This is a genomic window from Streptomyces sp. MS191 (genome assembly GCF_008042125.1).
In the GTDB taxonomy this organism is placed as follows: domain Bacteria; phylum Actinomycetota; class Actinomycetes; order Streptomycetales; family Streptomycetaceae; genus Streptomyces.
Genome location: NZ_RDBI01000058.1, coordinates 31,959 through 57,795, shown reverse-complemented (window position 1 = coordinate 57,795; position 25,837 = coordinate 31,959). Strand labels below are relative to the sequence as shown.

The window sequence follows — 25,837 nt, the reverse complement described above, 5'->3', positions numbered from 1 at the left end:
CTGCTCGCGCAGCCGCTTCAGGAGCGCGGCGCGCCGGGGGGAGAGGAGGTCGGAATCCATGGGGTCACGGGCCTTCGTCCGCAGGGGCCGGGTCAGGGGGTGGCTGCGCAGCAGCTCGATGAGGCGCTCGGTGCCGAACTCGAGGGCGTCGACGGGTACCCGCTCGTCCGCGCAGTGCAGCAGCCGCCGGTGGTCGCTGCCGGCGGGCAGCCGCAGCGGCAGCCAGCCGTAGCAGCGGATGCCGAGCCGGGCGAAGATCCCGGCGTCGGTGGAGGCGGGGCTCATCATGGGGAGCGGCACGGCCTCGGGGTCCGCCGTCCGCAGGATCGACTCCAGGCGGTCGTAGAACGCCCCGAACTCCGGTTCCGCGATCAGCTCCTGGCGCACCCGGGGGTCCTCGTGGAGGAGCTCGACGGCGACGTCCTCGCCGATCAGCGGACGGATCTCGGCGATCAGGTCCGCCACCTCGAACGCGCCCGGCAGGATCCGCCCGTCGACGTCCACGGTGATCTCCGCCGGGATCACGTTGATCTTCCGCCCGGCGCGCACCACGGTCGGGTTGACCGTGTGCCGCAGCACCGAGTCCAGTTGGAGGGCCTCGTCCAGCGGCAGTCCGGTGGGCGGCGCGTCGTCCGCGTCGTCCGTCCGCAGGCGCTCGACGGCGTCGGCGAGCGAGTCCGGCAGCGCCCCGGCGAGGGAGGCGAGCATCCGGTCCGCGACCGGGGTGCGGTGGCGGGGCAGCCGCACCCCGCTCAGCGCCGTGAGCACCCCGCCGAGCCGGGCCACCGGATTGCCGGGGGCGGCCAGCCGCGAGCCGTGCCCGCCCGGGCCGCGCAGCGTGAGCCGCAGCCAGCCGGGACGCTTCTCGGCGACGACGACGGGGTGGAAGCGGACGCCCGCCAGCTCGATGCCCGCGCCGCCCTCCTCGCCGATGCCGTAGCGGACGCCGTCGAAGAGTTCGGGATGGTTCTCCACGAGGTACGTCGCCCCCGCGGTGCTGCCGTTCTCCTCGTCGGCGACGACGGCCAGGATCACGTCACCGGCCGGCCGCTCGCCCCGCTCCCGCAGCCGGAACAGGGCCGCCAGCATCATCGCCAGGCCGCCCTTCATGTCGATGGCGCCCCGGCCCCACACCTCGCCGTCGACGAGGCGCCCCTCGAACGGCGGATGCGTCCACCGCTGCCCGGTCACCGGGACGACGTCCGCGTGGGCGTGCAGCAGCAGGGGAGGGGCCTCGCCACGGCCGGCGAAGCGGACCACGAGGTTGGCGCGTTCCCGGCTCGGGCCCACCACCTTGTAGTCGGTCACGCCCGCCTCCACCAGGAGGCGTTCGAGGTGGGCGATCAGGGCGCTCTCGTCGCCGGGCGGATTGGTGGTGTCGATTCGGATCAGGTCCCGCAGCAGGGGCACGGGATCGAGGAACGGGGACGCGGCGGGATCGGCCGGCATGGAAAGGGGACCTTTCGGGGTCAGGGGGCCCGGTGGGCGGCGGTCAGCAGCGCGGCCGTCTCCCGCAGCAGCTCCGTGCCGGTGCCGAGCCACTGGGCGTCGACGGCGGCGCGGCGGTGGAAGAGCTGGGCGTCGCACTCCTCGGTCATGCCGTACGCGCCGTGCAGGTGGACCGCCTCGGCCGCGGTGCGGCGGGCCAGCTCGCCCGCCAGATGGAGGACCTGGGCACCGTGCCGGCGCACGTCCTCCCCCCGGTCGGCGGCGGCCGCGCACGCGCGGGCGAAGGCGAGGACGGTGGAGATCTCGGCGGCCAGCGCGGCGAGCCGGTACGCGGGCGCCTGATGGCGCGCCAGCGGCTCGCCGAAGACGTGGCGGGAGAGGAGCCGGTCCCGGGTGAGCTCCAGGGCGCCGCGGGCCGAGCCCGCGAGCAGCGCCGCCTGCCGGACGCGGGCACGGGCCAGCACCGCGGGGTAGGCGGCGTCGACGGCGTGGACCGAGCCGAGTACCGCCGCCCGGTCGAGGACCACCTCGTACAGGTCGCCCCGCCCGATGTCGTCCTGGCGGCGCAGCCGTACGCCCGGACCGCCGGCCGGCACCAGCGCGAGCACGACACGGCCGTCCACGGTGCCCGGAACGGCCAGATGGCCGCAGTCGGCGGCGAAGGCCACGAAGACGCGGCCGCCGCTCACGGTGAGCGCGCCCGCCTCCCCCTCGGTCACGAGCGGCCCGGGGGCGCCCGGCCCGGTACGTCCCTCGGCACGGACGGCGAGGGCCACCGTCGCGGCGCCCTCGGCGATCGCGTCGAGCACCGGGCGGTACTCCGGCGCCCCGGTCGCCGTCAGGAGTTCGGCCGCCGTCACGGTGTCGGCGAACGGACTCTGGTGCAGGGCCGCCCCCATGAGCTCGACGGCCTCGACCAGGTCGGCCTGCCTGTCCAGACGCAGCGCGCCGAGCTCGGCGAGGGTGGCCCACACGGCCGCCCGGATCCCGGCGTCCTCCTCGTCCGGAGGCGCGTCGGCGCCCGCGCCGCGAGGGCGCTCGCCGAGCCGGCGCAGTACCGGGGCCAGGTCGTCGGTGTACAGCTCCTGCAGCGCGGTCGTCGTCACAGCAACCCCAGCCCGTTGGTGGCGATCAGGTAGAGCATGACCTCCGAGGTCCCGGAGGCCAGCCGGTGCGAGGGGCCGAGGCGGATCCCCGCCTCCAGCAGGCCGCCGTCGGGCGCGCCGCCGTCCCACGCGGTGAGGACGCCGTCGAGGCCGCCGACCTCCAGGCCGGTCTCCAGGACGGGCCGGATCTGCTCGGAGACGTACCACTTCGCCATCGCCGAGGAGACCGGGTCGGGACGGCCGGCGCCGAGCCGGCGGACCTGCTCCCAGGCCATCGCGTGCCCGGCGTTGAGCCGGGCGTCCAGCGCGGCGATCGGCAGCGCGTAGGCGGGGTCGTCGAGCCGTCCGCCGGCCGCGGCGCGCTCGATCACGAGATCGAGCAGCCGGCGTGCCTTGGCGTGGAAGTCGATCCCGGTGCGCTCCAGCTGGAGCAGCTCGGTCATCAGGCGCCAGCCGTCGTCGACCTCGCCGACGACGTCCGCCCCGGTCAGCCGTACGCCGTCCATCACGACCAGGTTGAACCGGTCGTTGCACATCGCGGGGACGGGCTCGACGTGGACGCCCGGGGAGCGCAGGGGCAGCAGGAACAGCGTGATCCCGTGCATCGCGACGGGCGAGTCGGTCGTGCGCGCGGCGCACAGCGCCACCTCGCCGTACAGCGACTTCATGTTGTAGATCTTGCTGCCGTACAGTCGCCAGCCGTCGCCGTCCGGGCGGGCCGTGGTCCGCAGCCCGGACAGGTCGGACCCGGCCTCCGGTTCGGTGAACAGGACGGTCGCGATCTCCTCTCCGGCGGCCAGCGGCGGCAGGTGACGCTTCTTCTGCTCCTCGGTGCCCACCTCGAGGAGGAACCGGCCGACGATGTCGATGCTCAGGACATGCACGTCGTCCGGGATCCCGGCGCGGGTCATCTCCTCGGTGACGATCGCCGCCTCGGCGGCGCCCAGACCCGAACCGCCGTACTCCGAAGGCCAGTTCGGGGCGAGCCAGCCGCGTTCCCCGAGGCGTCGGCGGACGTCCAGATGGGCGGCCTCGACCCCCGGGGGGTACGCGGCGATCTCCTCGGCCAGGCGCCGGACGGAGTCGTCGGCGAGCAGCTCGCGGACCTGGGCGCGGAACGCGGCCTCGCCGGCCGACAGCCCGGCGAGGGTGCCCGCGGGGGCGCCGGCGTCCGGCAGCGCGCCGGCCGGAGCGGGGGTACGGGTCGGGACCACCGGGGCGCTCATCGGGCGTCGTCCTGTTCCGCGAGCTCCAGCAGGGCCAGCAGCTCGGCCTCGTCGACGGACTCCAGCTCGCGCCGCTCGATCAGGTCCGCGAGCTGCCCCAGCGTGCTGTTGACGAACAGGTCCCGCAGCTCCAGCTCGACCCCGAACCGGTCCCGGACGCGGGCACCGAACTGGGTGATCTTCAGGGAGTTGCCGCCGACGCCGAAGAAGCTGTCGTGCACGCTGAAGCCGTCGCGGCCGAGGATGTCCGTCCAGATCCCGGCGAGCGCCAGCTGCGTCGCCGTGGTGGGCGCCTCGAAGGCGGCCACGGGCGCGGCCGCGTCCGGCTCGGGGAGCCGCTTGCGGTCCAGCTTGCCGCTGGCGGCCCGCGGCAGCTCCGCCAGCGGGACGAAGACGGCCGGCACCAGATGCGCGGGGAGGCGGGCGCCCAGCCGCCGGCGCAGCGACTCGATGTCGGGTTCCGCGCCGGGCACGGCGGTGACGTAGGCGACGAGCCGGGCGTCGGCGCCCTCGCCGTGCGCGACGACCACGGCCTCGGCGACCTCGGCCTCCGCGGTGACGGCCTGCTCGATCTCGCCCGGCTCGATGCGCAGTCCGCGGACCTTGATCTGCTGGTCGACCCTCCCGAGGAAGTCCAGACGGCCGTCCGCCCGGCGGGAGACCAGGTCTCCGGTGCGGTACAGCCGCCCACCCGGCGCCCCGAACGGATCGGGGACGAACTTCCGCTCGGTCTCCTCGGGGTCGCCGAGGTAGCCGCGGGCCACCCCGACCCCGCCGACGAGCAGCTCGCCGGGCACCCCGACGGGTACCAGGGCGCCGAAGCGGTCGACCACGTGGGCCTGGTAGTTGGCCAGGGGCAGACCGATCGGCGGCATCGCCGTGTGCTCGGTCTTCTCGCACCGGTAGTCCACGCAGGCGACGGTGGCCTCGGTGGGGCCGTAGCCGTTGTGGAACTCGCGGCTCCCGGTGTTCCAGCGGTTGACCAGCTCCCCGGGGAACGCCTCCAGACCCACGAACAGGGTGCGCAGGTCGGGCAGCCGATCCGGGTCGAGCGCGCCGAGCACGGCCGGCGGGAGGTCGGCGACCGTCACCCGCTCGGCGCGCAGCAGCCCGGTCAGCAGGTCCGGGTCGAGCAGCGTCGTGCGCGGCGCCTGGACCAGGGTCGCCCCACTCGTCAGCGCCGAGAAGAAGTCGAAGAGGCTGACGTCGTACGAAGGGTTGGCGAACTGCAGGACCCGGTCGTCCGGCCCCATCCGGAACAGCTCGGTGATGGCCCGCGCGAAGTTGACGATCGAGCGGTGCTCCACCTGCACGCCCTTGGGGCGGCCGGTCGAACCGGAGGTGAAGATGACGTAGGCGAGGTTCTCCGGACCCGCCGCGGCGGGCAGCCGGTCCGCCGGCCGGGAGCCCAGCGCCGGATCGTCGACGAGGACGGCGGTGACCGCGTCGGGGAGGGTCGCGGCGAGCTCCGCCGTGGTGACCACGACGGTCGCGCCGGCCTCCGCCAGCAGCAGCTCCCGGCGGGCCGCCGGATGGTCGGGGTCGAGCGGCAGGTAGGCGCCGCCGGCCTTGTGCACGGCCAGGAAGGCGGTGGGCAGGGCGGGACCGCGCGCGGCCAGCACGCCGACCACGGACTCCGGTCCCACACCGGTCTCCCGCAGCGCGTGGGCGAGCCGGTTGGCCCGCTCGTCGAGCTCCCGGTAGCCGACGCGCTCGCCCTCGTAGGTCAGGGCGACCGCGTCCGGGCGGGCGTCGGCGGCGGACTCGAAGAGCTGGTGCAGGCACAGGTCCTCGGTGCCGAACTCCCGGCCCGTGTCGTTCCAGTCGGACAGGAGCCGCCGGCGCTCCGCGCCGGTCAGCAGGGGCAGTTCGCTCAGCCGCAGGCCGGGATCGGCGGCCACCGCGCGCAGGATCCGCGCGTAGTGGCCGAAGAGCCGCTCGATGCGGTCCGCGTCGAAGAGCTCCGTGGAGTACTCGGCCCAGAGCCGAAGGCCCTGGCCCGGCACCTCGGTCAGCTGCACGGCGAGGTCGAACCGGGCCGTGCCGGGGTCCACCGGGTACGGCTCGGCGGACAGCTCGCCCACCCGGGCCTCGCCGGCCGCGGCGTGCTGCAGGGTGAAGCAGGTCTGGAAGAGCGGATTGCGACTGGGGTCGCGCTCGGGCGCCAGCTCGTCCACGAGCATCCCGAACGGCAGGTCCTGGTGGAAGTGGGCGCCCATCACCGTCTCGCCGGTGCGGGCGAGGAGCTCGCGGAAGGTGGGGTCCCCGGCCGTCGAGGTGCGCAGCACCAGGGTGTTGGAGAAGAAGCCGATGAGCTGCTCGATCTCGGGGCGGGTGCGGCCGGAGAAGACCGAGCCGAGGACGATGTCGTCCTGGCCGGTGTAGCGGGACATCAGCCCGTTGAACGCGGCGAGCACCACGGTCAGCAGCGTGGCCCGCTCGTTCAGGGCGAGCCGGTGCAGGTCCGACAGGAGGTCCGGCGGCAGCAGCTCCACCCGCGTGGCGCCGGCCCGGGTGGGCTCGGCGGGCCGCGGCCGGTCCGCGGGGAAGTCCAGGGTCGGCAGGCCGGTCAGCCGCTCCCGCCAGTAGGCGAGCTGGCGGTCCAGCACGTCTCCGGTCAGCCGGCCGCGCTGCCACACGGCGAAGTCCGCGTACTGGACGGGGAGGTCGGCCAGCAGGGGAGCCCGTCCGGCGCTCTCCGCCCGGTACAGCTCGACCAGTTCGTGGGTGAGGATGTCGGTGGACCAGCCGTCCGTGGCGATGTGGTGCATGGCCAGGACGAGGATGTGCTCCTCGGGACCGAGCCGGGCCAGCGAGGCGCGCAGCGCGTGCTCGGCGGCGAGGTCGAAGGAGTGCCGGACCTCGGTCAGGACGTGCTCGCGCACGGCCTGCTCGGGGTCCGCGGCGCCGGTGAGGTCGAGGACCGCCAGGGGGACCTCGGCCGGAGCCGGGTCGACGTGCTGGTAGGCCACGCCGTTCTGTTCGGGGTAGCGGGTGCGCAGGATCTCGTGCCGGGCGAACAGGGCCGTGAGGGCCCGGCGGAAGGCGGCCAGGTCCAGCGGGGCGCGCAGCCGCAGCACCGAGGGGGCGTTGTAGACCGGCTGTCCCTGCGACCACTGGTTGAGGAACCACAGCCGCTGCTGGGTGAAGGAGAGGGGCAGGGCGCGGTCCCGGGTGGCGGGCGTGATGGTGTCCGTGGTGGCCTTGGCCGTGTCGCGCTGGCGCTCGCGCAGCGCGAGCAGTGCCTTGCGCGTCTCGGCGAGGCTCCGGGCGCCGCCGGTTCCGCCCGCGGGCGCGGCCGGTGCCGTCGTGCCGTGCGCGGCCGACAGGTCCGCGGGACCGTCGGTACCCGCCGCCCGCGGCGACGCGGAGGTGTCCGTGTTCGTGGTGTCCCGCATCGTCATCGGCTCCCCACCGTGGTCAGCGGCGCCGCGCCGCCCGTGTCCCGTGCGGCGGTCGTCCGCACGGTGGTTCCGGCACCCTCGATCGCCGCGGAGACCGGGCGGCCGGTGCGCCCGTCCGCCACCAGGACCTCGGCCACGCCCCCGAGCAGGGCGTCCCGGGCGGCCTGGAGCTTGGCCTTCATGCCGCCGACGGCCGCGTCCCCGACCGGTCCCTCCGCCGGGACCTCGTAGCCGGGGAGCAGCGAGGACTCGTCCCGGTGGTCGGCCAGCACGCCCGGCGCCCCGGTGAGGAGGACCAGCCGGGCAGCCCCGAGCGCCACCGCCACGGCGGCGGCGGTCCGGTCGGCGTCCACGTTGACCGCCGCCCCGTCCTCCGCGAGTGCCGGGGGCGACAGGACCGGGACGATCCCGTCGTCCAGCAGCAGTCGCAGCAGGGCCGGGTCGATGCGGCTGATCCGCCCGTTGTGGTCGTCGCGGATCATGACCTTCCGGCCGTCCAGGACCGCCCGGTGCGCGGCGGTGCGCCGGGCGGTGACCGTGCGGCCGTCGAGGCCGGTCAGCCCGACCGCGCGGGCGCCGCCCCGGCCGAGGGCGGCGACCAGGGCCGGCTTCACCTTCCCGGCCAGCGCCAGCTGCAGCACCTCCAGCGTCGCCGGGTCGGTGTAGCGGCTCGACGAGCCGCTCGGGGTGGTGAGCCGGCGCTGCGGGACGCCGAGCCGGTCCGCCAGCCGGTCGACCTCGGCGGCGCCGCCGTGCACCAGCACCACCCGGTGGCCGCCGGCGGCGAGCGCGGCGATGTCGGCGCACATCGCCTCCCGGTCGATCTCCGGGCTGCCGCCGCACTTGACCACGGTGACGGGGTGATTCATCTCTTGCTGCCTCTCGGAAGCGGATCGGATCGGCCCGATGGAGCCGGGACGAGGGGAGGGGACGACGTGAGAGGACGACGTGCGGGGCTCAGAGCGGGTGCAGGCCCGTGAAGTCGAGCCCGGCCCGCTCGTCCCAGCCCATCCGGATGTTCAGGCTCTGGACCGCGTTGCCGGCACCGCCCTTGACCAGGTTGTCCAGCGCCCCGATCGTGAGGAGCTGGCCCGAGGCGGGGTCGTACGCGAAGCCGACGTCGCAGTGGTTCGAGCCGAGCAGGATCTTGGGCTCGGGGAAGCGGTAGTTGCCCCGCTTCTGCGCGACGACCCGGACGAACGGCTCGTCCGCGTAGTGGGCGCGGTACGCCGACCGGATCTGCGCCTCGGTGACGCCGGGCCGGGCCGTGGCCCGGCAGACCGCCTGCACGCCGCGGACCGCGTCCACCCCGGTCGCCGTCATCAGGGCGTCGAGCCCCGTCGCCTGGCTGATCTCGGCCTGGTGCCGGTGGTTGAGCGGAGCGAACACCCGCAGGACGCCGCTGCGTTCGGAGTGCAGGTTCATCTCGCCCGCCGACGCCCCGGAGCCGCTGGAGCCGACCCGGCCGTCGACGGTGACGGTGGACTCGATCAGTCCCTCGGCCGCCAGGGGGCGCAGGGCCAGGATGGAGGCCGTGGCCATGCAGCCGGGCACACTCACCAGGTCGGCGGTGCGCAGCTGCTCGCGATGGGTCTCGGGAAGCCCGGTGACCGCCTCGGGAAGCAGCTCCGGCGCGGGGTGCTCCCGGCCGTAGTGCTTGCGGTAGAGAGCGGGGTCCTTGAGCCGCAGATCGGCACTCAGGTCATAGACGATCTTGGCACGGGCGGCCAGCTCGGCCCGTCCCGCCAGGTCGTCCAGGCTGGAGGACGTGAAGAACAGCACGTCGCAGTCGGGGAGTTGGGAGGGGGCCACGTAGCTGAGGTCGGTACGGCCCCGCAGGTTGGGGTGGCTGCCGTCGACCCGCCTGCCGGCCAGGCGGGTCGACGTGGTGGCCACGACCTCGACCTCGGGGTGGCCGGTCAGCATCCGGAGCAGTTCGCCCCCGATGTATCCGGCTCCTCCGACGATTCCGGCGCGGATCACTTCCTACTCCCCCCAGTCCTCTTCGGCCTCGGGAGCCATGGCCATGATGAACGGGTCGCGCGAGACGACCTCGAGCTCGGCCATGCATTCCGCGCATTCCACGATCTCGTTCAGCTCGATCTCGGGGGCCACGGTGACATCGCCCGCGCATTCGGGGCACGCTTCCTTGAGCAAGGGAATTCCTTTCCGGTGGGACGGGTGAACGGATCGGTGTGGTCGTCCGGGACCCCGGGCCGCACCCGGGGCTTTTCGTGCGGTCGGCGCATTCGTTTTCCGCGCCGGGTTCGAGCCTCTCCTCACACCACGGTGCGAGGCAGTCGGGGATAACCCCTACGCGGTCCGGGACCAGCGCTCCAGGCCGTCGAGGACGTGGTCGTACGCGTCGAGGAGGGCCGCCGTCCGGCGCAGCAGACCGGGCACCGAGGAGGCCCGCTCGGGCCCCGCCGTGGCCACCGCGATCCGCAGGGCGGACCAGTGGTGCGCCACCCGGTCGACCTCGCGGGCCAGTTCGAGCAGGCGGGTGTCGCCGAAGCGGCGGCCCGCGTCACGCAGGAACTCGGCGTGCAGCCCGGTCACCGCGAGGACGGGGCCGACCACCACGAAGACCTCGTCGCCGACCGCCGGGTCGGCCGGCAGCCGGTCGAAGGCGTCCGTGAGGAAGCGGCGCAGCCCCGCGAGGCCCCCGGTGGCCCCGGCGGTGTCCGGCGCGCGGAAGCCCGCCAGGTTCGCGGTGACGACCCCGCGCACGAACGGCGGGTCGAAGACGGGCTGGTCCTCGTCGACCTCGATCTCCAGCCAGCGGTTGCCGATCGGGTTCGCGGTGAAGAACATGTCCCGGTCGTGCACCACCGGATTGCCCGAGTCCCGGGCCGCGGTCAGCGCGGCCAGCGGGATGGTGCCCTGGAAGGCCGGTGGCACCGGGTCGGCCACGAACACGTCCCCGGTGGTGTCGTCGAAGCCGTAGAGCACCATCAGGTGGTTGGTGTGGACGTCGCGGTAGGCGGGCCGGAAGGGCAGGTGGAAGTTGTCCGCCGCCACCGCGACCGGGGTACCGGCCACCAGCGCCGCCAGGACCTGCCGCCGGCCCTCCTCCGCGTCTGCGGGGGTGTGCCAGCGGGAGTGGATCCGGTGGTGCGGGGCGAGCCCGCCGAAGAGGTCCTCGGCGGCGCCCGGCAGGTAGTACTCCTCGCTGCGGACGTCCCCGGGCCGGTAGTCGAAGCCCCAGCCCGCGCCCAGGACGTGGACCGGGTCGAGGCCGTGGAACCCCAGCAGGACCCCGGCGGTGGTGTGCAGGCAGTGCGACAGCTCGTGCCGCCAGTATCCGACCGGTGCCAGTTCAACGCGCAAGGCGGCTCTCCTCGTCCACTACGGCGGTCATCGCGAAGACGTGCATGGCGGGGTTGTCCGGAAGCCGGACCGCGGCCAGCGGCTCGGGGCGGACCACCGCGATCCGCTGCTGCCAGAGCGCGGGCGCGTGATGGCGGTGGGTGTGGCGCGGGTACCGCATGCTCGCCGTGCGGAAGGCCAGGGGCTCGTCGAAGTAGGCCGCGGTCTGGGGCCAGAAGTCGGACATGCGCAGCCACGCCCGGCTCACCGAGCCGTCGCGGTAGTGCAGTTCGACCTCGTCCTCGGTGCGCCGCTCGGCGGCCCCGACGAGGCCGATCCAGTCGTAGCGGCCGCCGGCCGCCCCGTCCGGGAGCTCGACCAGCTGGCCGCGGCAGCGGATGTTGTCGCCCCCGGCGGTGGGCCGGGGCGGGAACACGAAGGCCGTGCCCGCCACCTCGACGAGCGATCCCGGCTCCGGAAGTTCCTCCGCCGGAAAAGTATTGCGCCAGATATTGAACCCGAATTCACCGGGCTCGTCCGGCGGCTGTATTCCGCGGTTGTCGTAGTGCGCGGAAAGGTCGATGACGGTGTTTCCCAATCTCATCACATCCAGTATGTTGCGGCTGTGTTCACCACTGAAACGGCGGCCGAAGCCGTCGAAATCCGATACGTCGAATCCCTTTCCGGACCGCTCGCCGAGCAGGTGGCCGCGGTGACCTCCGCGGCCTACGAGGTCGGGGACCTGGTCCCGGGACTGCCGGTGGCCGACGGGGCGCGGGAGACCGCCCGGGACGTGCGGGACGATCTCGCGGCGGGTCGGCCGCTGTGGGTGGCGACCGTCGACGGCGACGTCGCCGGCAGCGTCCGGGCGACGATCCGGGCCGACGGCGACTGGGAGGTCCGGCGGCTCGCCGTGGCCCCCTGGGTGCGGCACGGAGGGCTCGGACGCCGCCTCCTGGCCCGGCTCGAGGACGCCGCCGTGACCGCGGGCGCGGCCCGGGTGGTGCTCGACGCGGTCGTGGAGCGCGGGAATCCCGCGTTCTACGCGCGGGTCGGGTTCCGCACGGTCCGCCACTTCGGGGCACCGGACAAGCCGCTCTCCGAGGTCCACATGGTGCGCGATCCGCGCGAGCCGGTCGAACGCCGCTCCGGCGCCGACGCGTTCGCCGGGGCGTACGACCGCGACGTCACCGGCTGGGTGGCGACCTGGTGGTCCGTGCCGGGCGGTACCCGGCGCGTGACCGGGACCGGCATGCCCGAGGCCGGGGCCGACGGGCTCCTCGGCGTCGACTGCCTGCCCGCCGCCACGGAGCCCGAACGCGCCCTCCTGGAGCGCGAGTCGGTGCGCGCCGCCGACCGCGTGGACGACGACGGGTCGCAGTTCTTCGGCCGGCCGGCCGCGCTCGTCCCCGCCTTCGTCCAGCCCCGGCTGGTGCACGGCGGGCTGCTCGCCTGGTGGCGCGGCCCCGCCGCCCGGGGCTGACCCGCCGGGCGGTCCGCCGCCCCCGGCCGGAGCGGCCGTGTCATCCGGCGGGCCGGACCAGCGAGGCCGCGGCCCGGATGATCCGCTCCGGACTCACACCCGCCTCGACCAGCAGCTCGCGCTCGTCCGCCACATGGTCGAAGAAGCGGTCGGGGACGCCGATCCGGTGCACGCGGCAGGGTGCCTCCTCGGTGACGACCTCGGCCACCGCCGCGCCCAGACCGCCCGCGACGAGGTGGTCCTCGACCGTCACGATGCCGGCCGTCTCCCGCGCCGCCCGCAGCACCGCGTCCCGGTCCAGCGGCTTGATGGTGTGCATGTTGAGCACACGCGCCGAGATCCCCATCCCGGCCAGCGCCTCGTGCGCCTCCAGCGCCATCGAGACCGGGTACGGGCCCGTCGCCACCAGCGTGACGTCGTCGCCCGCCCGCAGCAGCCGGGCCTCGCCGAGCCGGAACTCGTACGGCTCGTGGTGGACCAGCGGCGTCGCCGCCCGGCCCAGGCGCAGGAACAGCGGCCCCGGCAGATCGGCGGTGGCGCGCACCGCGTACTCGGTCTCGACCGCGTCCGCCGGCACCACCACCGTCATGTTCGGCAGGGTCCGCACGATCGCCAGGTCGTCCACCGCGTGGTGCGTGGGACCGTAGTGGCCCGCCGACAGGCCGGCGTGGGTCACCACCACCCGTACCGGCAGGTCGTTGCCCGCGACGTCCACCTTCAGCTGCTCGCAGGCGCGTGTCGCGGCGAAGCCGGAGATCGTGTGGGCGTAGGGGAGGAGCCCGGTGGCCGCCATGCCCGCGGAGACACCCATCAGGTTGGCCTCGGCGATGCCCACGTTCACGTACTGCGCGGGCAGTTCCTCGCCGAACAGCGTCTCCAGGCCGCCCATGTCGGAGTCGACGCAGAAGACGCGCGGGTCCTCCCGGGCCAGCTCCACGAGCGTCCGCCGGTACACGTCGCGGGAGGCGACCCCGTACCGCTCCTGCCAGTCCGGCTCCGGCACCGTGCCGGGAGGCGCCGCCTCGATCGTCGGGGTCGTCATCGTGCTCTCCTCGCGTTCAGACCGGTCATGGCGCGCTGGAACAGCCGGGGGCTGAGCTGCACCGAGTGGGACTTCTTCTTGCCCTCGAAGAGCGGCACGCCCCGCCCCTTCACCGTCCGCGCGAGGACGGCCGTCGGGCGCCCCGGCGTGTGCGGCAGCGAGGCGAACACCTCGTCCAGAGCCGCGAGATCGTGCCCGTCCACCTCGACGGTCGCCCAGCCGAAGGAGCGCCAGCGCTCCCCGAGCGGTTCGAGGCCGACGCAGTCCTCGGTGGAGCCGGTGATCTGGAGCCCGTTGCGGTCCACGACCGCCACCAGGTTGTCCAGGCCGTAGTGGCCGGCGGTCATCGCCGCCTCCCACACCGAACCCTCCTGCAGCTCGCCGTCGCCCAGCAGCGCGAACGCGCGGCCGGCCCGTCCGGTGCGGCGCAGGGCGAGCGCCACACCCGACGCCAGGGACAGCCCGTGCCCCAGCGACCCGGTGGGGAACTCCACCCCGGGCAGCCGGCGCAGCGGGTGGCCGGCCAGTCGGCTGCCCGGTCTGCTGTACGTGTCGAGTTCCGCGCGGTCGATGAAGCCGCGCTGCGCCAGCACGGCGTACAGGGCGGCGCTCGCGTGCCCCTTGCTGAGGACGAACCAGTCGCGCTCGGCCCACGCCGGGTCCTCCGGCCGCAGCCGCAGCACCCGGTGGTAGAGCACGGTCAGGATGTCGGCGGAGGACAGGCTGCCGCCGACGTGGGTGCCGTGCGGGCTCGTCCCCATGCGCAGGACCAGTTCCCGCACCTCGTGGGCGAGGTCGGCGAGGTCGGCGAGGCCCGCCGGTCCGGCGGCACCGGGGGGCACGGCGGCCTCACGCGCCGCGCCGTCGACGGGGCCCGTCACGTCCGGGGCCGCCGTGGCGGGTGCGGTGTCGAGTGCGGTGGTCACGGGGTCTCCTCGGGGGCGTTCATCGCCGCGTGCCACGGAGGCCGGTGCTCCGCCGCTCGGGCCAGGGGCAGCAGGTCGTCGATCCGCGCCCAGACCTTCTCGAAGGCCTCGGCGCAGCGGTCGAGCACCGGGCCCGCCGCCGGGTTGAGGTGGACGCGCTGCAGCGTCAGCGAGTCGTCGATCACGGCGAGCGACACCGGGAAGTTCTCGATGCGGTGGTCCGGACGCTCCACCCCCGGGATCCGCCAGGGGTACCCGCCGAGGCCGGTCAGCCGCTGGAACGCCCGCTGGCCGGGCAGCGGCACGACCTGGTACGGCTGCACGGGCACGCCCTCGGCCCGCAGCGCCCGCTGGACCACGGCCCGCAGCGCGCCGTCGGAGATCTCCGGGTGGCCCAGGGCGGCGGCCGAGAACCGCAGCCGCAGGATGTGCCAGGCGTGCGTGCGGTCCGGCGGGCAGTACGGGGCGACGACGCCCGGGAGCCCGCCGATCCGGTCCAGGAAGCCCGTCACGTTCTTGGCGCGCAGCAGGTGGTACTCGTCGAGCCGGGCCAGCTGCCGCCGGGTGAAGGCGGCCTGGACGGCGCTCAGCTTCTCGTTGCCCGCCAGCATCCGCGAGATGTAGTCGCGGTCCTTGCCGGCCCGCAGGTCCTCGCCGAACTGGCGGCGCAGCACGACCCGTTCGTACAGCTCGTCGTCGTCGGTGGTGATCAGTCCGCCCTCGCCGCAGGTGGGGAGGTTCTTCACCACGTTGAGGCTGGTCGCGTTGATGTCGCCGATCGAACCCGCCCGGCGGCCCTGGTAGTGCGCGCCCTGCGCCTGGGCGGCGTCCTCGATCAGCCGCAGCCCGTGCCGGTCCGCCAGCGTACGCAGCGCCGTCATGTCGGCCGGCAGGCCGTGGAGATGGACCACGACGATGGCCTTCGTCCGGGGCGTGATCGCGGCCGCCGCCCGCTCCGGGTCCATGGTGAAAGTGACCGGGTCGACGTCCACGAAGACCGGGACCAGCAGCCGCTGGACGACCGGGACGGCGGTGCCGATGAACGTGAGCGCCGGGACCAGCACCTCCGAGCCGGGTTCCAGGTCCAGTGCGGCCAGCGCCAGCTCCAGGGCCGCAGTGCCGTTGGACACGGCGGCGCAGTGCCGGACGCCGGTGTACTCGGCCCAGTCCCGCTGGAGCGCGGAGACCTCCCCCCGGCCCGCGTCGTTGGAGGTGAACAGCCCGCCCTCGAGCACGCCGCGGACCGCGGCGTGCTCCTCCTCGGTGATCACCGGCCAGCCGGTGAGCTCCTTGGTCATGTCCTGCCGGCGCAGCGTCCTCGCCCCGCCGAACATCGCCAGCTTCGTCATGTCGTCACCAACTCGTCCGCCTCGTGCGTGGTCCGGCTGGTCGCCGGAGGACGTATCGCGGTCACCGCGAGCAGCGTGAGCGCCGGGTGCTCGGGCAGTCCCACGGCCCGCAGCTCGGCCCGCCGGGCCACCGGGACCCGTACCGCCACCGACTCCCCGGCCGGCACGTGCAGGGTCTCCGGGTCCGCGCCGGTGGCGTAGTGCAGCCACCACGTCACGGTCGCGGCCTCGTCGGCGCGGAACCGCGCGTGCAGCCAGTCGTACCGGCCGGCCGGCAGCTCCAGCCGTCCGCCGTCGAGGGCCCGCGGCCCGGCCAGCGGCACCGGGGCGTGCCGGCCGTCCGCGGTCCGCGCCCCGGCCGGGCCCCCGCTCGTGCGCCCGTCCGTGCTCACTCGGCGTCCCAGACGGCGAGCCGCTTGAGCACGTAGTCGACGTAGGCGCCGACGAGATCGGTGCCCAGGACCTCGATCGCTCCGTGGAACTCGGGCGTGTGGTTGACCTCGTTGACGACCATGCGGCCGTCCCGGTGCTCGATCACGTCGACGCCGAGGACGCCCTCGCCGATCGCCTCCGCCGTCGCGGTGAGCAGCTTGACCAGGTCGTCGGTGAGGGGGCAGACCTCGGTGCGGCCGCCCAGCGCGGTGTTGGTGCGCCAGTGGTCGGAGATCTTGTAGATCGCGCCGACCACCTCGCCGCCGAGGACGTACGCCTTGATGTCCCGGCCCGGCTTGTCGATGTACTCCTGCACGTACGTGATCTGGTGCTGCGGGCCCGGCAGCGCGGCGCGGTGCTCGAAGATCGCCTCGGCGGTCTCGTGGTCGTGCAGCCGGGCCCCCATCCGGCCCCAGGAGCCGGTGAGCGGCTTGACCACGGCCGGGTAGCCGAAGCCGTCGAGCTCGTCGAGCGCCGCGTCCGGCACCAGGCCGACCATCGCCCGCGGGGTGGGCAGCCCGCCCTCGCGCAGCGCCAGCGTGGTCAGCAGCTTGTCGCCGCAGAGGTTGATGATCCGGGAGCTGTTCAGCACCGGGACCCCGGCGTGTTCCAGCAGCCGGCTGGCGTAGGCGTTGCGGGTGTGCGAGATCTCCCGGCTGAGCGCACCCCGGTAGGGGAGCCGGCCGGGTCCGTCCAGCGAGAACGTCAGACGGCGGGTGTCGAGCTGTTCGAACTCGATGTCACGCCTGCGCAGCTCCTGGAGGAGCAGGCGCTCCTCCACACGGACCCGCGAGGTCAGAACTGCCAGCGGTCGTCGGACTGTGGTCACGGCGTGCCGCCTCCCATTCCAGTGAGGGCACCGGGTGCGGTGCCGACGGGCGCCGTCGCGGCCGCGAGCCGCGGCAGCGCCGCGGTCAGGACGTCGACGGCGGTCAGGTATTCCGGCAGAGCGATGTGCTCGTTCTCGGTGTGGCAGAGGCGGGAGTCACCGGGGCCGTACGCGGCCGTCGGCACCCCCCAGACCGGGCCCACCACGTTCCAGTCCGCGGTGCCCAGCTTCAGCTTGGGGACCGGCCGGGCGCCGGTCTCCCGGATCGCCGCGGACAGGGCGCGGACGACGGGGTCGGTGCGTGCCGCGCGTACGGCGGGCACCTGCTCGATCACCGTGACCGGCCGGCCCGCCGACCGCTCCTGCAGGAACGCGCGGAACGCGGCCGCGTCGAAGTGCACCGGCACCCGGCAGGACACCTCGATCCAGGCCCGGGTGAGGTCGCCCCCCATGCCGACGACCGAGGGCAGCGCCTGGTCGAAGAGGGGGACGGAGGCGCGGCCGGACGGGGCCCCGGCCGGGACGTCCGGACCGTAGCGCAGGGCCAGCCACTCGCGGACCGCGAACCAGAGGTCGGCGACCAGTTCGGCGGCCGTGGGCTCCGGCGAGCTGGTGTGGGCGGCCGGCTGCTCGGCCGTCATCCGGAAGCGGAAGACGCCCTTGTAGCCGATGCCGACGCAGTGCGCCCCGCTCGGTTCACCGATCACCACGGCGTCCGGGCGGAGCGTGCCGGCCAGGTGCCGGGCACCGGCCGAAGCCCGCTCTTCGTCGACCGCCCCGACGACGGTGATCCGGGCGTCCGTGCGGTGCGCCAGCCGGGCCGCCGCGCACACCATGGCCGCGAGCGGTCCCTTCGCGTCCACCGCGCCCCGCCCGTACAGGACGTCGCCCGACACGCGGACGGGCACCTCGCCCGGCACCGTGTCCATGTGGCCCAGCAGCAGCAGCTCGGGGCCGGTCGCGGCGCCGGTGCTGCCGTGCACGTTGCCGGCCTCGTCGATCCGGGTGTCGAAGCCGAGCCGCGTCATGAAGCCGGCGAGGTACGCGCCGATCTCCCGCTCGGTGCCCGAGACGGACGGGATGTCCACGAGTGCCCGCAGCAGGCCGATCTCCGCTGTGCGGTCCATCGCCGGCGTCACTCCCCGGCCGGGGCCGGGTTGAGGTCCACGAGCAGCATGTCGCGGACGCCGGTGCCGCCCAGCGGGCTGATCGGCGACACCTCGTGCGTCACCCGCGCGTCGTCGACGAACATCGAGTCCAGCGGGTCCAGCAGGGTGAGGCGCACCGGGTCGCCGCCCTCCGGGTGGACGGTGGACAGGCCGCCGCCGCAGCGCTCCCTGCGCAGCAGGTGCATGCCGACGAAGCAGTGGCCGTCGCGGTGCCGGCCCTCCGGCGTGGGCTCGCCCTCGCCGCCCGGCTCGGCCAGGATCCGTACGAGGTGGACGCCGACCTCCCAGGCGGTGACACCGGAGACGGCGGTCGCGATCCGGGCGTCCAGACCGACCAGGGCCCGCATGCCCTCGTGCAGCAGCACCTCGGGCGCGATCGGCGCGAACACCCGCTCCTCGCCCCGCCACATGCGGATCACGTCCTGGCGGAACGCGGTGTGCGGCAGCGGCGCGAACGACACCGTGGTCTCCGCGCCGGCACCGCCGGGCGCGACGTCCACCCGGATCCGGCCGTAGCGGCGCCGGCGGAACAGCTTGCCGCCAGGAATGCACGCGTCGAGCTCCAGGTCCTCCCAGGCGCCCTGGAACTCCGCCAGCGCGCTGTCCGACAGCAGCGGCCGGACCGCGTCGCGCCGCAGCGCGACGAAGCCCTCCCGGGCCGTCCGCGCGGCGTACCGGCCCACGCCGTACGCGGCGGCGTACTCGTCGACCGGTGGACCGGGCCGTACGCCGGTCGCTGTCGCGGTCACTCCCGTAGTTGTCACGATCGCCCCTCACACGTGATGCGTTTGACGGGCGCTCACGCTGTCAGCGGGCGGCAGCGCGGCCGAGTCCGGATTTCCCCCGACTCCACCGCCGGCGGCCCGGCCGGGATGCTGCCGCAGAGACACACACGTCGACGAGGAGCCCCGGTATGCCGCGAAACGTCAACGACCGACTGGCAGGGCTCAGCCCGGAACAGCGCGCCGCGCTGATCCAGGAGCTGCGCGCCCACCGCGAGCGCCGGGCAGACAGCGACCGCATCCCCGTGGCCGACCGCACCGAGCCCCTGCCGCTCTCCTACGTCCAGCAGAGCCTGTGGTTCCTCGACCAGTGGTCCGACGGCCTGGCCTTCTACAACACGCCGCTGGCGCTGCGCATGCGCGGTCCGCTCGACGTGCCGCTGCTGCGCGCCGCGCTCACCACCGTGACCGCCCGCCACGAGACGCTCCGCACCCGCTACACGTCCACCCCGGACGGGCCCCGCCAGATCGTCGACCCGGCCCAGGGCGACACCGCCCTGCGCGTCCTCGACCTCTCCGGCCTGCCGCAGGACGAGCGGGAGGAGCGGACCCGGGCCATCGCCGCCGAGGAGGCACGCCGCCGCATCGACCTGTCCACCGGGCCGATGCTGCGCGCCACCCTCGCCCGGCAGGCGGAGGACGACCACGTGCTCGTCCTCGCCATGCACCACATCGCCACCGACGGCTGGTCGACCACCCGCATGGTGCAGGAGCTCACCGAGTGCTACCTCGCGGGCCGCTCCGGCCGGGCCCCGGTGCTGCCCGAACTACCCATCCAGTACGGTGACTTCGCCGTCTGGCAGCGGGAGCGGCTGGCCGGCCCGGACGGCGGGCGTTCGCTGGCGTACTGGCGCGAGCGGCTCGACGGCCTGAGCGCCCTCCAGTTCCCCGGCGACCGCCCCAGGCCCGCCGACCCCCGGTGGACCGGGGACACCGTCGCGGAGCACCTGCCGCCCGGGCTGCACCGCGACCTGAACCGGCTCGCCGAGAGCGAGCGGACCCGGCTGCTGCCGGTGGCTGTGGCCGGACTCACCGCCCTGATGTCCCGCTACACCGGCCAGGACGACATCGTCCTCGGCTCGGTCTTCTCCGGCCGCACCCGCACCGAGTTCGAGCKGCTCATCGGCTACTTCGCCAACACCGTGGTGCTGCGCACCTCCACCGCCGGCGACCCGACCTTCCGCGAACTGCTCGCCCGGACCAACGACACGGTCTTCGGCGCCCACAAGCACCAGGACCTCCCCTTCGACCAGCTCGTCGGCGAGCTCCGCCCGGACCGCGACCAGAGCCGCAACCCGCTCTTCCAGCACGCGATCTACCAGCTCGGCACCCCGGTCGAGACCGTCCGCATGGGCGACATCGAGATGACCGGCCTGCCGCTGCACATGGGCACCACCAAGTTCGACTGGACCATCGGCCTGTCCGAGCGCTCCGCGGGCGGCGTCGACCTCATGGCCGAGTACGCCACCGAGCTCTTCGACGCCGACCGCATCTCCCGGCTCCTCGGTCACTACCGGCGGGTCCTGGAATCGGCCGTCGACCACCCCGACGCCCGCCTCGGCGAACTCGCCCTGCTCACCCCCGAGGAGCGCGAGCAGACCGTCGTCCGCTGGAACGACACCCGCACCCCCGTCGAGAACGCGGGCGGCGTCCCCGCCGCCTTCGCGGCGCAGGTCGCCCGCACCCCCGGCGCCACGGCCGTCGTCCACCGCGGCGACTCGCTCGACTACGCGGCGCTCGACCGGCGCGCCAACCGCATCGCGCACCGGCTGCGGGGCCTCGGCGTCGGCCGCGGCTCACTGGTCGGCGTCTGCCTCGGCCGCTCCCTCGACATGCCCGCCGGACTCCTCGGCGTCCTCAAGGCCGGCGCCGCGTTCGTCCCGCTCGACCCCGACTACCCGGCCGCCCGCCTGGCCCACGTCCTCGGCGACGCGGCCCCCGCCGCCGTCCTCGTCGACGCGTACAGCACGGAGCGGCTCTCCGCCGCCGCCGAGGCCGCCGACGGGCCGGCGCGCCCGGTCCTCGTCGACCTGTCCGCGGACACCCTCGGGGATGTCCCGGACACCGCCCCCGACACCGTCGTCGACCCGCACGACCTGGCGTACGTCACGTACACCTCCGGATCCACCGGCCGGCCCAAGGGCGTCATGGTGGAGCACGCCCAGCTCGTCAACCTCTTCCAGGGCCTCGACGAGCGGCTGGGCGAGCACTCGCCCGGCACCTGGCTCGCCATCAGCAGCATCTCCTTCGACATGTCCGAAGTGGAGATGTTCTGGACCCTGACGCGCGGCTTCAAGGTCGTCGTGGCGAGCGGCCGGCCGCACGAGCTGCTGCGCTCCGCGCCGACGGCGCCCCGCCGCCGCACCCGGCCCATGGAGTTCGGCCTCTTCTACTTCGCCAGCGACTCCGGGGACGGAGCCGACGGCGGCTCCGCGGAGGCCGCCGGCGAGCGGGGAGCCGGCACCCCCGACCGGTACCGGCTGCTCATCGAGGGCGCCAAGTTCGCCGACCGCAACGGCTTCTCGGCCGTCTGGACCCCCGAGCGCCACTTCCACGAGTTCGGCGGCCTGTACCCGGCCCCGTCCGTGACCGCGGCCGCCCTCGCCATGGTCACCGAGCGCGTCTCCATCCGCTCCGGCAGCGTCGTCCTGCCGCTCCACCACCCGGTGCGCGTCGCCGAGGAGTGGTCGGTCGTCGACAACCTCTCCGGCGGCCGTGTCGGCATGGCCTTCGCCTCCGGCTGGCTGCACGACGACTTCGTCTTCGCGCCCGAGAACTACGACGACCGCAAGCAGGTCATGATCGACGGCATCGCCACCGTGCGCTCGCTGTGGCGCGGCGAGTCCGCCACGCTCAAGGCCGGCAACGGCAAGGACGTCGAGGTCCGCATCCGGCCCCGCCCGATCCAGCCCGAGCTCCCCGTCTGGCTCTCCTCCGGCGGCACCCCCGCCACCTTCAAGGCGGCCGCCGAGCAGGGCGCCAACATCCTGACCCACCTGCTCGGCCAGGACCTCGACCAGCTCGCCGAGTCGATCCGGCTCTACCACGACACCTGGCGGGAGAAGTTCGGCACGGACGGCGGCAAGGTCACCCTGATGCTGCACGCGTTCCTCGACGAGGACCGCGAGCGCGCCCTGGAACTGGTCCGGGAGCCCTTCATCGGCTATCTGCGCACCTCCCTCGACCTGGTCCGGGTGCTCGGCCAGCGGATGGGGGTCGACATCGACCCGCGCAACATCGGCGAGGACGACCTCGACGCGCTGCTCAACCACTCCTTCGACCGCTACGTGCACACCAGCGGCCTCTTCGGCACCCCCGAGGACTGCCTCGAACTCGTGGACCGGCTCAGCGAGATCGGGGTCGACGAGGTGGCCTGCCTGGTGGACTTCGGCATCGACGCCGACCACGTCCTCGACGGACTCGTCTCGCTCGACCGGCTCCGCCGCCTGGTCGACGAGAGGACCGGGGAGGAGGCCACGGGCGCCGACGGCGCGACGGCGGACGACGCCCCGGCCGAGGCCTCGCTCGCCGAACTCGTCGGCAGGCACGGCGTCACCCACCTCCAGTGCACCCCGTCGCTCGCCCAGCTGATGCTCGACGACCCCACCGGCGACGCCCGCCGCGCGCTCGGCGCGCTCGACGTGCTGCTCGTCGGCGGCGAGGCGGTGCCCACCGCCCTCGCCCTGCGGCTGCGCGAGGCGACCGCCGCCGCGTTCCACAACATGTACGGACCCACGGAGACCACGGTCTGGTCCACCGGCGGACCCATCGACGGCCGGGACACCGAGGCCCCCACCGTGCCCGTCGGCACCCCCCTGGCCAACACCTCGGTGTACGTGCTCGACGCCCACGGCGCACCCCTTCCCGTCGGCGTCCCCGGCGAGCTGTACATCGGCGGGGACGGCGTCTCCCGCGGCTACCTCCACCAGCCCGGACTCACCCGCGAGCGGTTCCTGCCCGACCCGTTCAGCCCGCACGAGGGCGCCCGCATGTACCGCACGGGCGACCACGCCAAGTGGCTCCCCGACGGCCGCCTGGAGTTCCTCGGCCGCGGCGACGACCAGGTCAAGGTGCGCGGCTTCCGGGTGGAGCTCGGCGAGGTGGAGACCGTGCTGCGCGACCATCCCGCGGTCGGCTCGTGCGTGGTCGCCGCCCGCGGCCCCGCCGGCGCCCAGTACCTGGCCGCCTACCTGGTCGCCGCACCCGACCACCGGGCACCCGACGCCGAGGAGCTGCGCGCCCATCTGCGCGGCCGGCTCCCCGAGTTCATGATCCCGGCCCGCTACGTCCGGCTCGACGAACTGCCGCTCAACGCCAACGGCAAGGTGGACCGCCTCAGGCTGCCCGACCCGGCGGCCGGCGACGCGGCGCAGGCCGCCGAGGCCCCCGTCACCCCGCTGCAGAAGGAGCTCGCCGAGGTCTGGAAGCAGGCCCTGGAGATCGAGTCCGTCGGCATCCGGGACAACTTCTTCGAGCTCGGCGGCCACTCGATCACCGTCATCCGGGCCGTCGACTTCGCCGGCAAGCGCGGCATCCGGATCACCGCCCGCCAGCTCTTCCAGCACCAGACCATCGCCGAACTCGCCGAGTCCGCGGGCGAGGAGAACGCCGTCACCGCCACCGGCGCCACGGTGATCCCGATCAGGTCCGGGGGCACCCGCCCGCCGCTCTTCTGCCTGCACTCCAGCACCGGCACCTCCGCCTCGTACTACCCGCTGGCGGCGCACCTCGGCGAGGACCGCCCGGTGTACGGCGTGGACGCCGCCCCGATCGTGCCGGGCGCACCCGAGGAGTCTCTCGACGAACTCGCCGAGCGCTACTGCGCGAGCATCCGGAAGATCCAGCCCGAGGGTCCGTACCACCTGCTCGGCTGGTCCCTCGGCGGCGGCATCGCCTGGGCCGTCGCCTCCCGGCTGCAGGCCGACGGCGACACGGTCGGACTGCTCACGCTCCTCGACACCCAGCCCCCGGCCGAACTCGCCGAAGCGCTCGGGCACGCCGAGTCGGTCGGCGCCTTCGCGGACAGCTTCGCCCTCTCGATGGGCCGGCCGCCGCTCGCGATCGACCTGGCGGCGCTCCGTCCCCTCGACACCGAGGCGCAGTTCGGGGCGGTCCTCGACCGGATGACCGAGGCCGGGCTCGTACGGGACGGGGAGGGGACCGAGATCCTGGCCCGCGCGCGGATGTTCACCGCCATGACCAGGGCCGCGTCCGTATGGAAGGCGACCCCCTACCGCGGGCCCGTCGAACTGCTCGTCGCGGACCGGCCCGGCGACGTCGACTGGTTCGCCCAGGGCTGGGCGCGCCACAGCGACGGCCCGGTGCGCACCCGGCTCGTGCCCGGTGACCACTTCAGCGTCATGCGGTCCGGCAGCGCGCCGGCCCTCGCCGAGGTGATCGGCGAGCTGCTCGAAGGAAGCCGGGTCGGATGACGATCACCACGACCCCGAGCGCCACCGGGCAGCCCGTCACCCGCGGCCCCGGCGTGCCGCAGTCCGCCCTCGACGGGCTCTTCCGGTCGGCCTTCCGGCGCCATCCCGCCGGCGTCGCGGTCGTCACCGTGCGGGGCGGGGACGGGCGGCCGTACGGCTTCACCGCGACCTCGGTGGTCTCGGTGTCCGCCGCACCGCCGATGCTCGCCCTCGCGGTCGGCACCGACGCCTCGACCTGGCCCGCGCTCGCCACCGCCACCCATCTGGGCGTCCACCTGCTCGACGAGGGGCAGAGCGCGCTGGCCGCGCTCTTCGCCCGCAGCGGCGCGGACCGCTTCGGCGGCGCGGACTGGGAGCCGGGCCCGTGGGGCGTGCCCCAGCTGACCGGATGCCCGGTGCGGCTGGTGTGCCGGGTGGCCGGAAGAGTCCCGGCCGGCGACCACCGGATCGTCGTCGCCGAACTGCTCACCGGCGACTGCCCGCCGGGGGACAGGCCGCCGCTGCTGTACCACGCGGGCCGGTTCGCCGGTCTGCGGCCGCTCGACCCGGCCGCCCCGCGCGCCGGTCACGGCTCGTAGGGCAGCCAGCCGCTGCGGACCGCGCGGACGCCGGCCTCGAACCGGCTCCGCGCGCCCAGGCGTTCCATGAGCACGGTCGCGATCCGGCGGGCGGTGCGGTGCGAGACCCCGAGCCGCTTGGCGATGCCCTCGTCGGTGTGGCCCTCGGCGAGCAGCCGGAGCGCGGCGAGTTCCTGCCGGCTCGGCCGTTCGTCGTCGCCCCGTGACGGGCACGCCTCGCCGAGCGGCTGGGCTCCCTCCCAGGTGGTGTCGAAGAGGGTGCACAACGCGGTCAGGGTGCCGTGGCCGGTCAGGGCCACGGCACCGGCGCTGCTGTCCTCGCTGTTGACCGGGATCAGCGCGGTCTTCCGGTCGATGATCGTCATCCGCGTGGGCAGCGTGGCCACGGTGCGCACCTGACCGCCCTGGCTGGTCAGCCAGTTGGCGTGCTCGACGGTGGCGGGGCTGTTGCGGACGCTGTCGACGTAGATCGTCCGCATCACCACGCCGCGTTTGAGGAGCCGCTCGTTCAGCGGGCGGGAGGCGGCCATGTTCTCCCGGGTCTGCGCGCCGTCCGGGACGAAGGCCATGACCTCGCTCTGCACGTCGTTGGTGAGCTGGGCGAGGCGTGCGCGGATCTGGTCCACGCCGTTCAGATGCTCGACGCTGGCGTGGCCGGTGGCCGGCTGCTGGAGTCCCGCGTACTCGGAGATGAGCCGGGACGCGGCCGCGCGGGAGGCGGCGATGCGCTGGCGGTGCTCGGCGAACTCGGCCTGCTGGCGGGCCAGGAGGTACTCCAGGCCCAGCTCGGGGCTGATGGCGTGCCGCAGGCCGGTTCCGTCCCCGAGCTCGCGCACGAGATCGAGCTCGGTCAGCCGCTCCCAGGCCCGGTGGATGTCCTCTTCCGCCTGGTCCAAACGTTTCGCCAAAGCCGCGGCATCATCCCCCGGATTCGCCAGCATGCAGCGGTACACGGCTTCGGTGGGACCGTCCAGGCCCAGAGATTCCAGCATCCGTACCCCCGATATGAAGCGCCGTCGCCATCGCTTCGGGTCGATGATGCCAAAGACGCCACGGCGGATCGAGGGGATCACGGGAACGCGTGCCGTCCGTCCGCGGCCCGAACCGGCCACGCCGCCCCGACGGCCCCCGCCGCGGGGCCGCCCGCGGGGCCCGCGCTGCTCCTCGCCCCGCGTCCCCGGCGGGGTGTCCCGCCGTCGGCGGCCCGGTGGCCTCTATGGGCCAGGGCCCCTTCGGGCCAGGCGTCTTCCCTTTCCTCAGCCCCGTGACCGGGCGGATGCTTCTTGCACGGCGGGGTCGCAGCCCCACCGGAACTTCCCGG

General features: G+C 74.4%; 20 protein-coding genes. 3 read left to right on the top strand and 17 right to left on the bottom strand.

The genetic code is table 11. The features are described from left to right. From EAO71_RS26200 to EAO71_RS38275, 9 genes are all read right to left on the bottom strand, one after another. Window positions 1–1,449: M20/M25/M40 family metallo-hydrolase (locus tag EAO71_RS26200; RefSeq protein WP_147980300.1), on the bottom strand; the 1,449-nt coding region annotated here is incomplete at its 3' end. Window positions 1,450–1,469: 20 nt separating this feature from the next. Next, the gene (locus tag EAO71_RS26195; protein ID WP_147980284.1) at window positions 1,470–2,555 is read right to left on the bottom strand and encodes an acyl-CoA dehydrogenase family protein; all 1,086 of its coding nucleotides are present in this window, start codon (window positions 2,553–2,555) and stop codon (window positions 1,470–1,472) included. Continuing rightward, the gene (locus EAO71_RS26190; RefSeq protein ID WP_147980283.1) at window positions 2,552–3,781 is read right to left on the bottom strand and encodes an acyl-CoA dehydrogenase family protein; all 1,230 of its coding nucleotides are present in this window, start codon (window positions 3,779–3,781) and stop codon (window positions 2,552–2,554) included. Before EAO71_RS26190 ends, EAO71_RS26195 begins: the two co-directional genes overlap by 4 nt. Then, the gene (locus EAO71_RS26185; RefSeq protein ID WP_187282832.1) at window positions 3,778–7,179 is read right to left on the bottom strand and encodes a non-ribosomal peptide synthetase; all 3,402 of its coding nucleotides are present in this window, start codon (window positions 7,177–7,179) and stop codon (window positions 3,778–3,780) included. The genes EAO71_RS26190 and EAO71_RS26185 overlap by 4 nt, the downstream gene beginning before the upstream one ends. Before the next feature lie 2 nt (window positions 7,180–7,181). Next, window positions 7,182–8,054 (bottom strand): [LysW]-aminoadipate kinase, encoded by an 873-nt coding sequence (locus EAO71_RS26180; RefSeq protein ID WP_147980281.1) that lies wholly within the window; start codon window positions 8,052–8,054, stop codon window positions 7,182–7,184. A gap of 88 nt (window positions 8,055–8,142) precedes the next feature. Next, a complete protein-coding gene (argC, locus tag EAO71_RS26175) occupies window positions 8,143–9,168 on the bottom strand; it encodes an N-acetyl-gamma-glutamyl-phosphate reductase (RefSeq protein ID WP_147980280.1) in 1,026 nt (341 codons plus the stop codon). Between the two features lie 3 nt (window positions 9,169–9,171). Further along, window positions 9,172–9,342, bottom strand: coding sequence for a lysine biosynthesis protein LysW (gene lysW / locus EAO71_RS26170; RefSeq protein ID WP_147980279.1), 171 nt, complete (start codon window positions 9,340–9,342; stop codon window positions 9,172–9,174). A gap of 156 nt (window positions 9,343–9,498) precedes the next feature. Then, window positions 9,499–10,515: a BtrH N-terminal domain-containing protein gene (locus EAO71_RS26165; RefSeq protein ID WP_147980278.1), complete on the bottom strand. Its 1,017-nt coding sequence runs from the start codon at window positions 10,513–10,515 to the stop codon at window positions 9,499–9,501. Further along, complete coding sequence (locus EAO71_RS38275; RefSeq protein ID WP_222723587.1) at window positions 10,505–11,098, bottom strand: hypothetical protein; 594 nt, start codon at window positions 11,096–11,098, stop codon at window positions 10,505–10,507. Before EAO71_RS38275 ends, EAO71_RS26165 begins: the two co-directional genes overlap by 11 nt. A 21-nt stretch (window positions 11,099–11,119) precedes the next feature. Here EAO71_RS38275 and EAO71_RS38270 point away from each other — a divergent pair, with 21 nt between their 5' ends. Then, the gene (locus tag EAO71_RS38270) at window positions 11,120–11,977 is read left to right on the top strand and encodes a GNAT family N-acetyltransferase (protein ID WP_222723586.1); all 858 of its coding nucleotides are present in this window, start codon (window positions 11,120–11,122) and stop codon (window positions 11,975–11,977) included. 40 nt (window positions 11,978–12,017) lie between these two features. On the opposite strand, the gene EAO71_RS26155 is transcribed toward EAO71_RS38270, so the two are convergent. The 7 genes from EAO71_RS26155 to EAO71_RS26125 are packed head-to-tail and all read right to left on the bottom strand — an operon-like array spanning window position 12,018 to window position 18,473. Then, window positions 12,018–13,019 carry a transketolase family protein gene (locus tag EAO71_RS26155; protein WP_147980277.1) on the bottom strand — a complete coding sequence of 334 codons (1,002 nt, stop codon included), beginning with the start codon at window positions 13,017–13,019 and terminating at the stop codon, window positions 12,018–12,020. Then, the gene (locus EAO71_RS26150; protein ID WP_261992363.1) at window positions 13,016–13,945 is read right to left on the bottom strand and encodes a transketolase; all 930 of its coding nucleotides are present in this window, start codon (window positions 13,943–13,945) and stop codon (window positions 13,016–13,018) included. The genes EAO71_RS26155 and EAO71_RS26150 overlap by 4 nt, the downstream gene beginning before the upstream one ends. Beyond that, window positions 13,942–15,294: a DegT/DnrJ/EryC1/StrS family aminotransferase gene (locus EAO71_RS26145; protein WP_147980276.1), complete on the bottom strand. Its 1,353-nt coding sequence runs from the start codon at window positions 15,292–15,294 to the stop codon at window positions 13,942–13,944. Before EAO71_RS26145 ends, EAO71_RS26150 begins: the two co-directional genes overlap by 4 nt. Then, window positions 15,291–15,686, bottom strand: a complete 396-nt coding sequence (locus EAO71_RS26140) for a hypothetical protein (RefSeq protein ID WP_147980275.1) — start codon at window positions 15,684–15,686, stop codon at window positions 15,291–15,293. The genes EAO71_RS26145 and EAO71_RS26140 overlap by 4 nt, the downstream gene beginning before the upstream one ends. Continuing rightward, window positions 15,683–16,555 carry a lysine biosynthesis protein LysX gene (lysX, locus tag EAO71_RS26135; protein WP_222723585.1) on the bottom strand — a complete coding sequence of 291 codons (873 nt, stop codon included), beginning with the start codon at window positions 16,553–16,555 and terminating at the stop codon, window positions 15,683–15,685. Before lysX ends, EAO71_RS26140 begins: the two co-directional genes overlap by 4 nt. Next, window positions 16,552–17,682 carry a M20/M25/M40 family metallo-hydrolase gene (locus EAO71_RS26130; protein ID WP_147980274.1) on the bottom strand — a complete coding sequence of 377 codons (1,131 nt, stop codon included), beginning with the start codon at window positions 17,680–17,682 and terminating at the stop codon, window positions 16,552–16,554. The genes lysX and EAO71_RS26130 overlap by 4 nt, the downstream gene beginning before the upstream one ends. A gap of 8 nt (window positions 17,683–17,690) precedes the next feature. Then, window positions 17,691–18,473 (bottom strand): 2OG-Fe dioxygenase family protein, encoded by a 783-nt coding sequence (locus EAO71_RS26125; protein WP_187282831.1) that lies wholly within the window; start codon window positions 18,471–18,473, stop codon window positions 17,691–17,693. Between the two features lie 164 nt (window positions 18,474–18,637). On the opposite strand from EAO71_RS26125, the gene EAO71_RS26120 reads away from it, so the two are divergent. After that, complete coding sequence (locus EAO71_RS26120; RefSeq protein WP_147980272.1) at window positions 18,638–23,938, top strand: MupA/Atu3671 family FMN-dependent luciferase-like monooxygenase; 5,301 nt, start codon at window positions 18,638–18,640, stop codon at window positions 23,936–23,938. Beyond that, the gene (locus tag EAO71_RS26115; RefSeq protein WP_147980271.1) at window positions 23,935–24,516 is read left to right on the top strand and encodes a flavin reductase family protein; all 582 of its coding nucleotides are present in this window, start codon (window positions 23,935–23,937) and stop codon (window positions 24,514–24,516) included. The genes EAO71_RS26120 and EAO71_RS26115 overlap by 4 nt, the downstream gene beginning before the upstream one ends. On the opposite strand, the gene EAO71_RS26110 is transcribed toward EAO71_RS26115, so the two are convergent. Continuing rightward, window positions 24,504–25,508 carry a helix-turn-helix domain-containing protein gene (locus tag EAO71_RS26110; protein WP_147980270.1) on the bottom strand — a complete coding sequence of 335 codons (1,005 nt, stop codon included), beginning with the start codon at window positions 25,506–25,508 and terminating at the stop codon, window positions 24,504–24,506. The two genes, EAO71_RS26115 and EAO71_RS26110, sit on opposite strands and share 13 nt — an antisense overlap. Window positions 25,509–25,837: the final 329 nt, after the last annotated feature.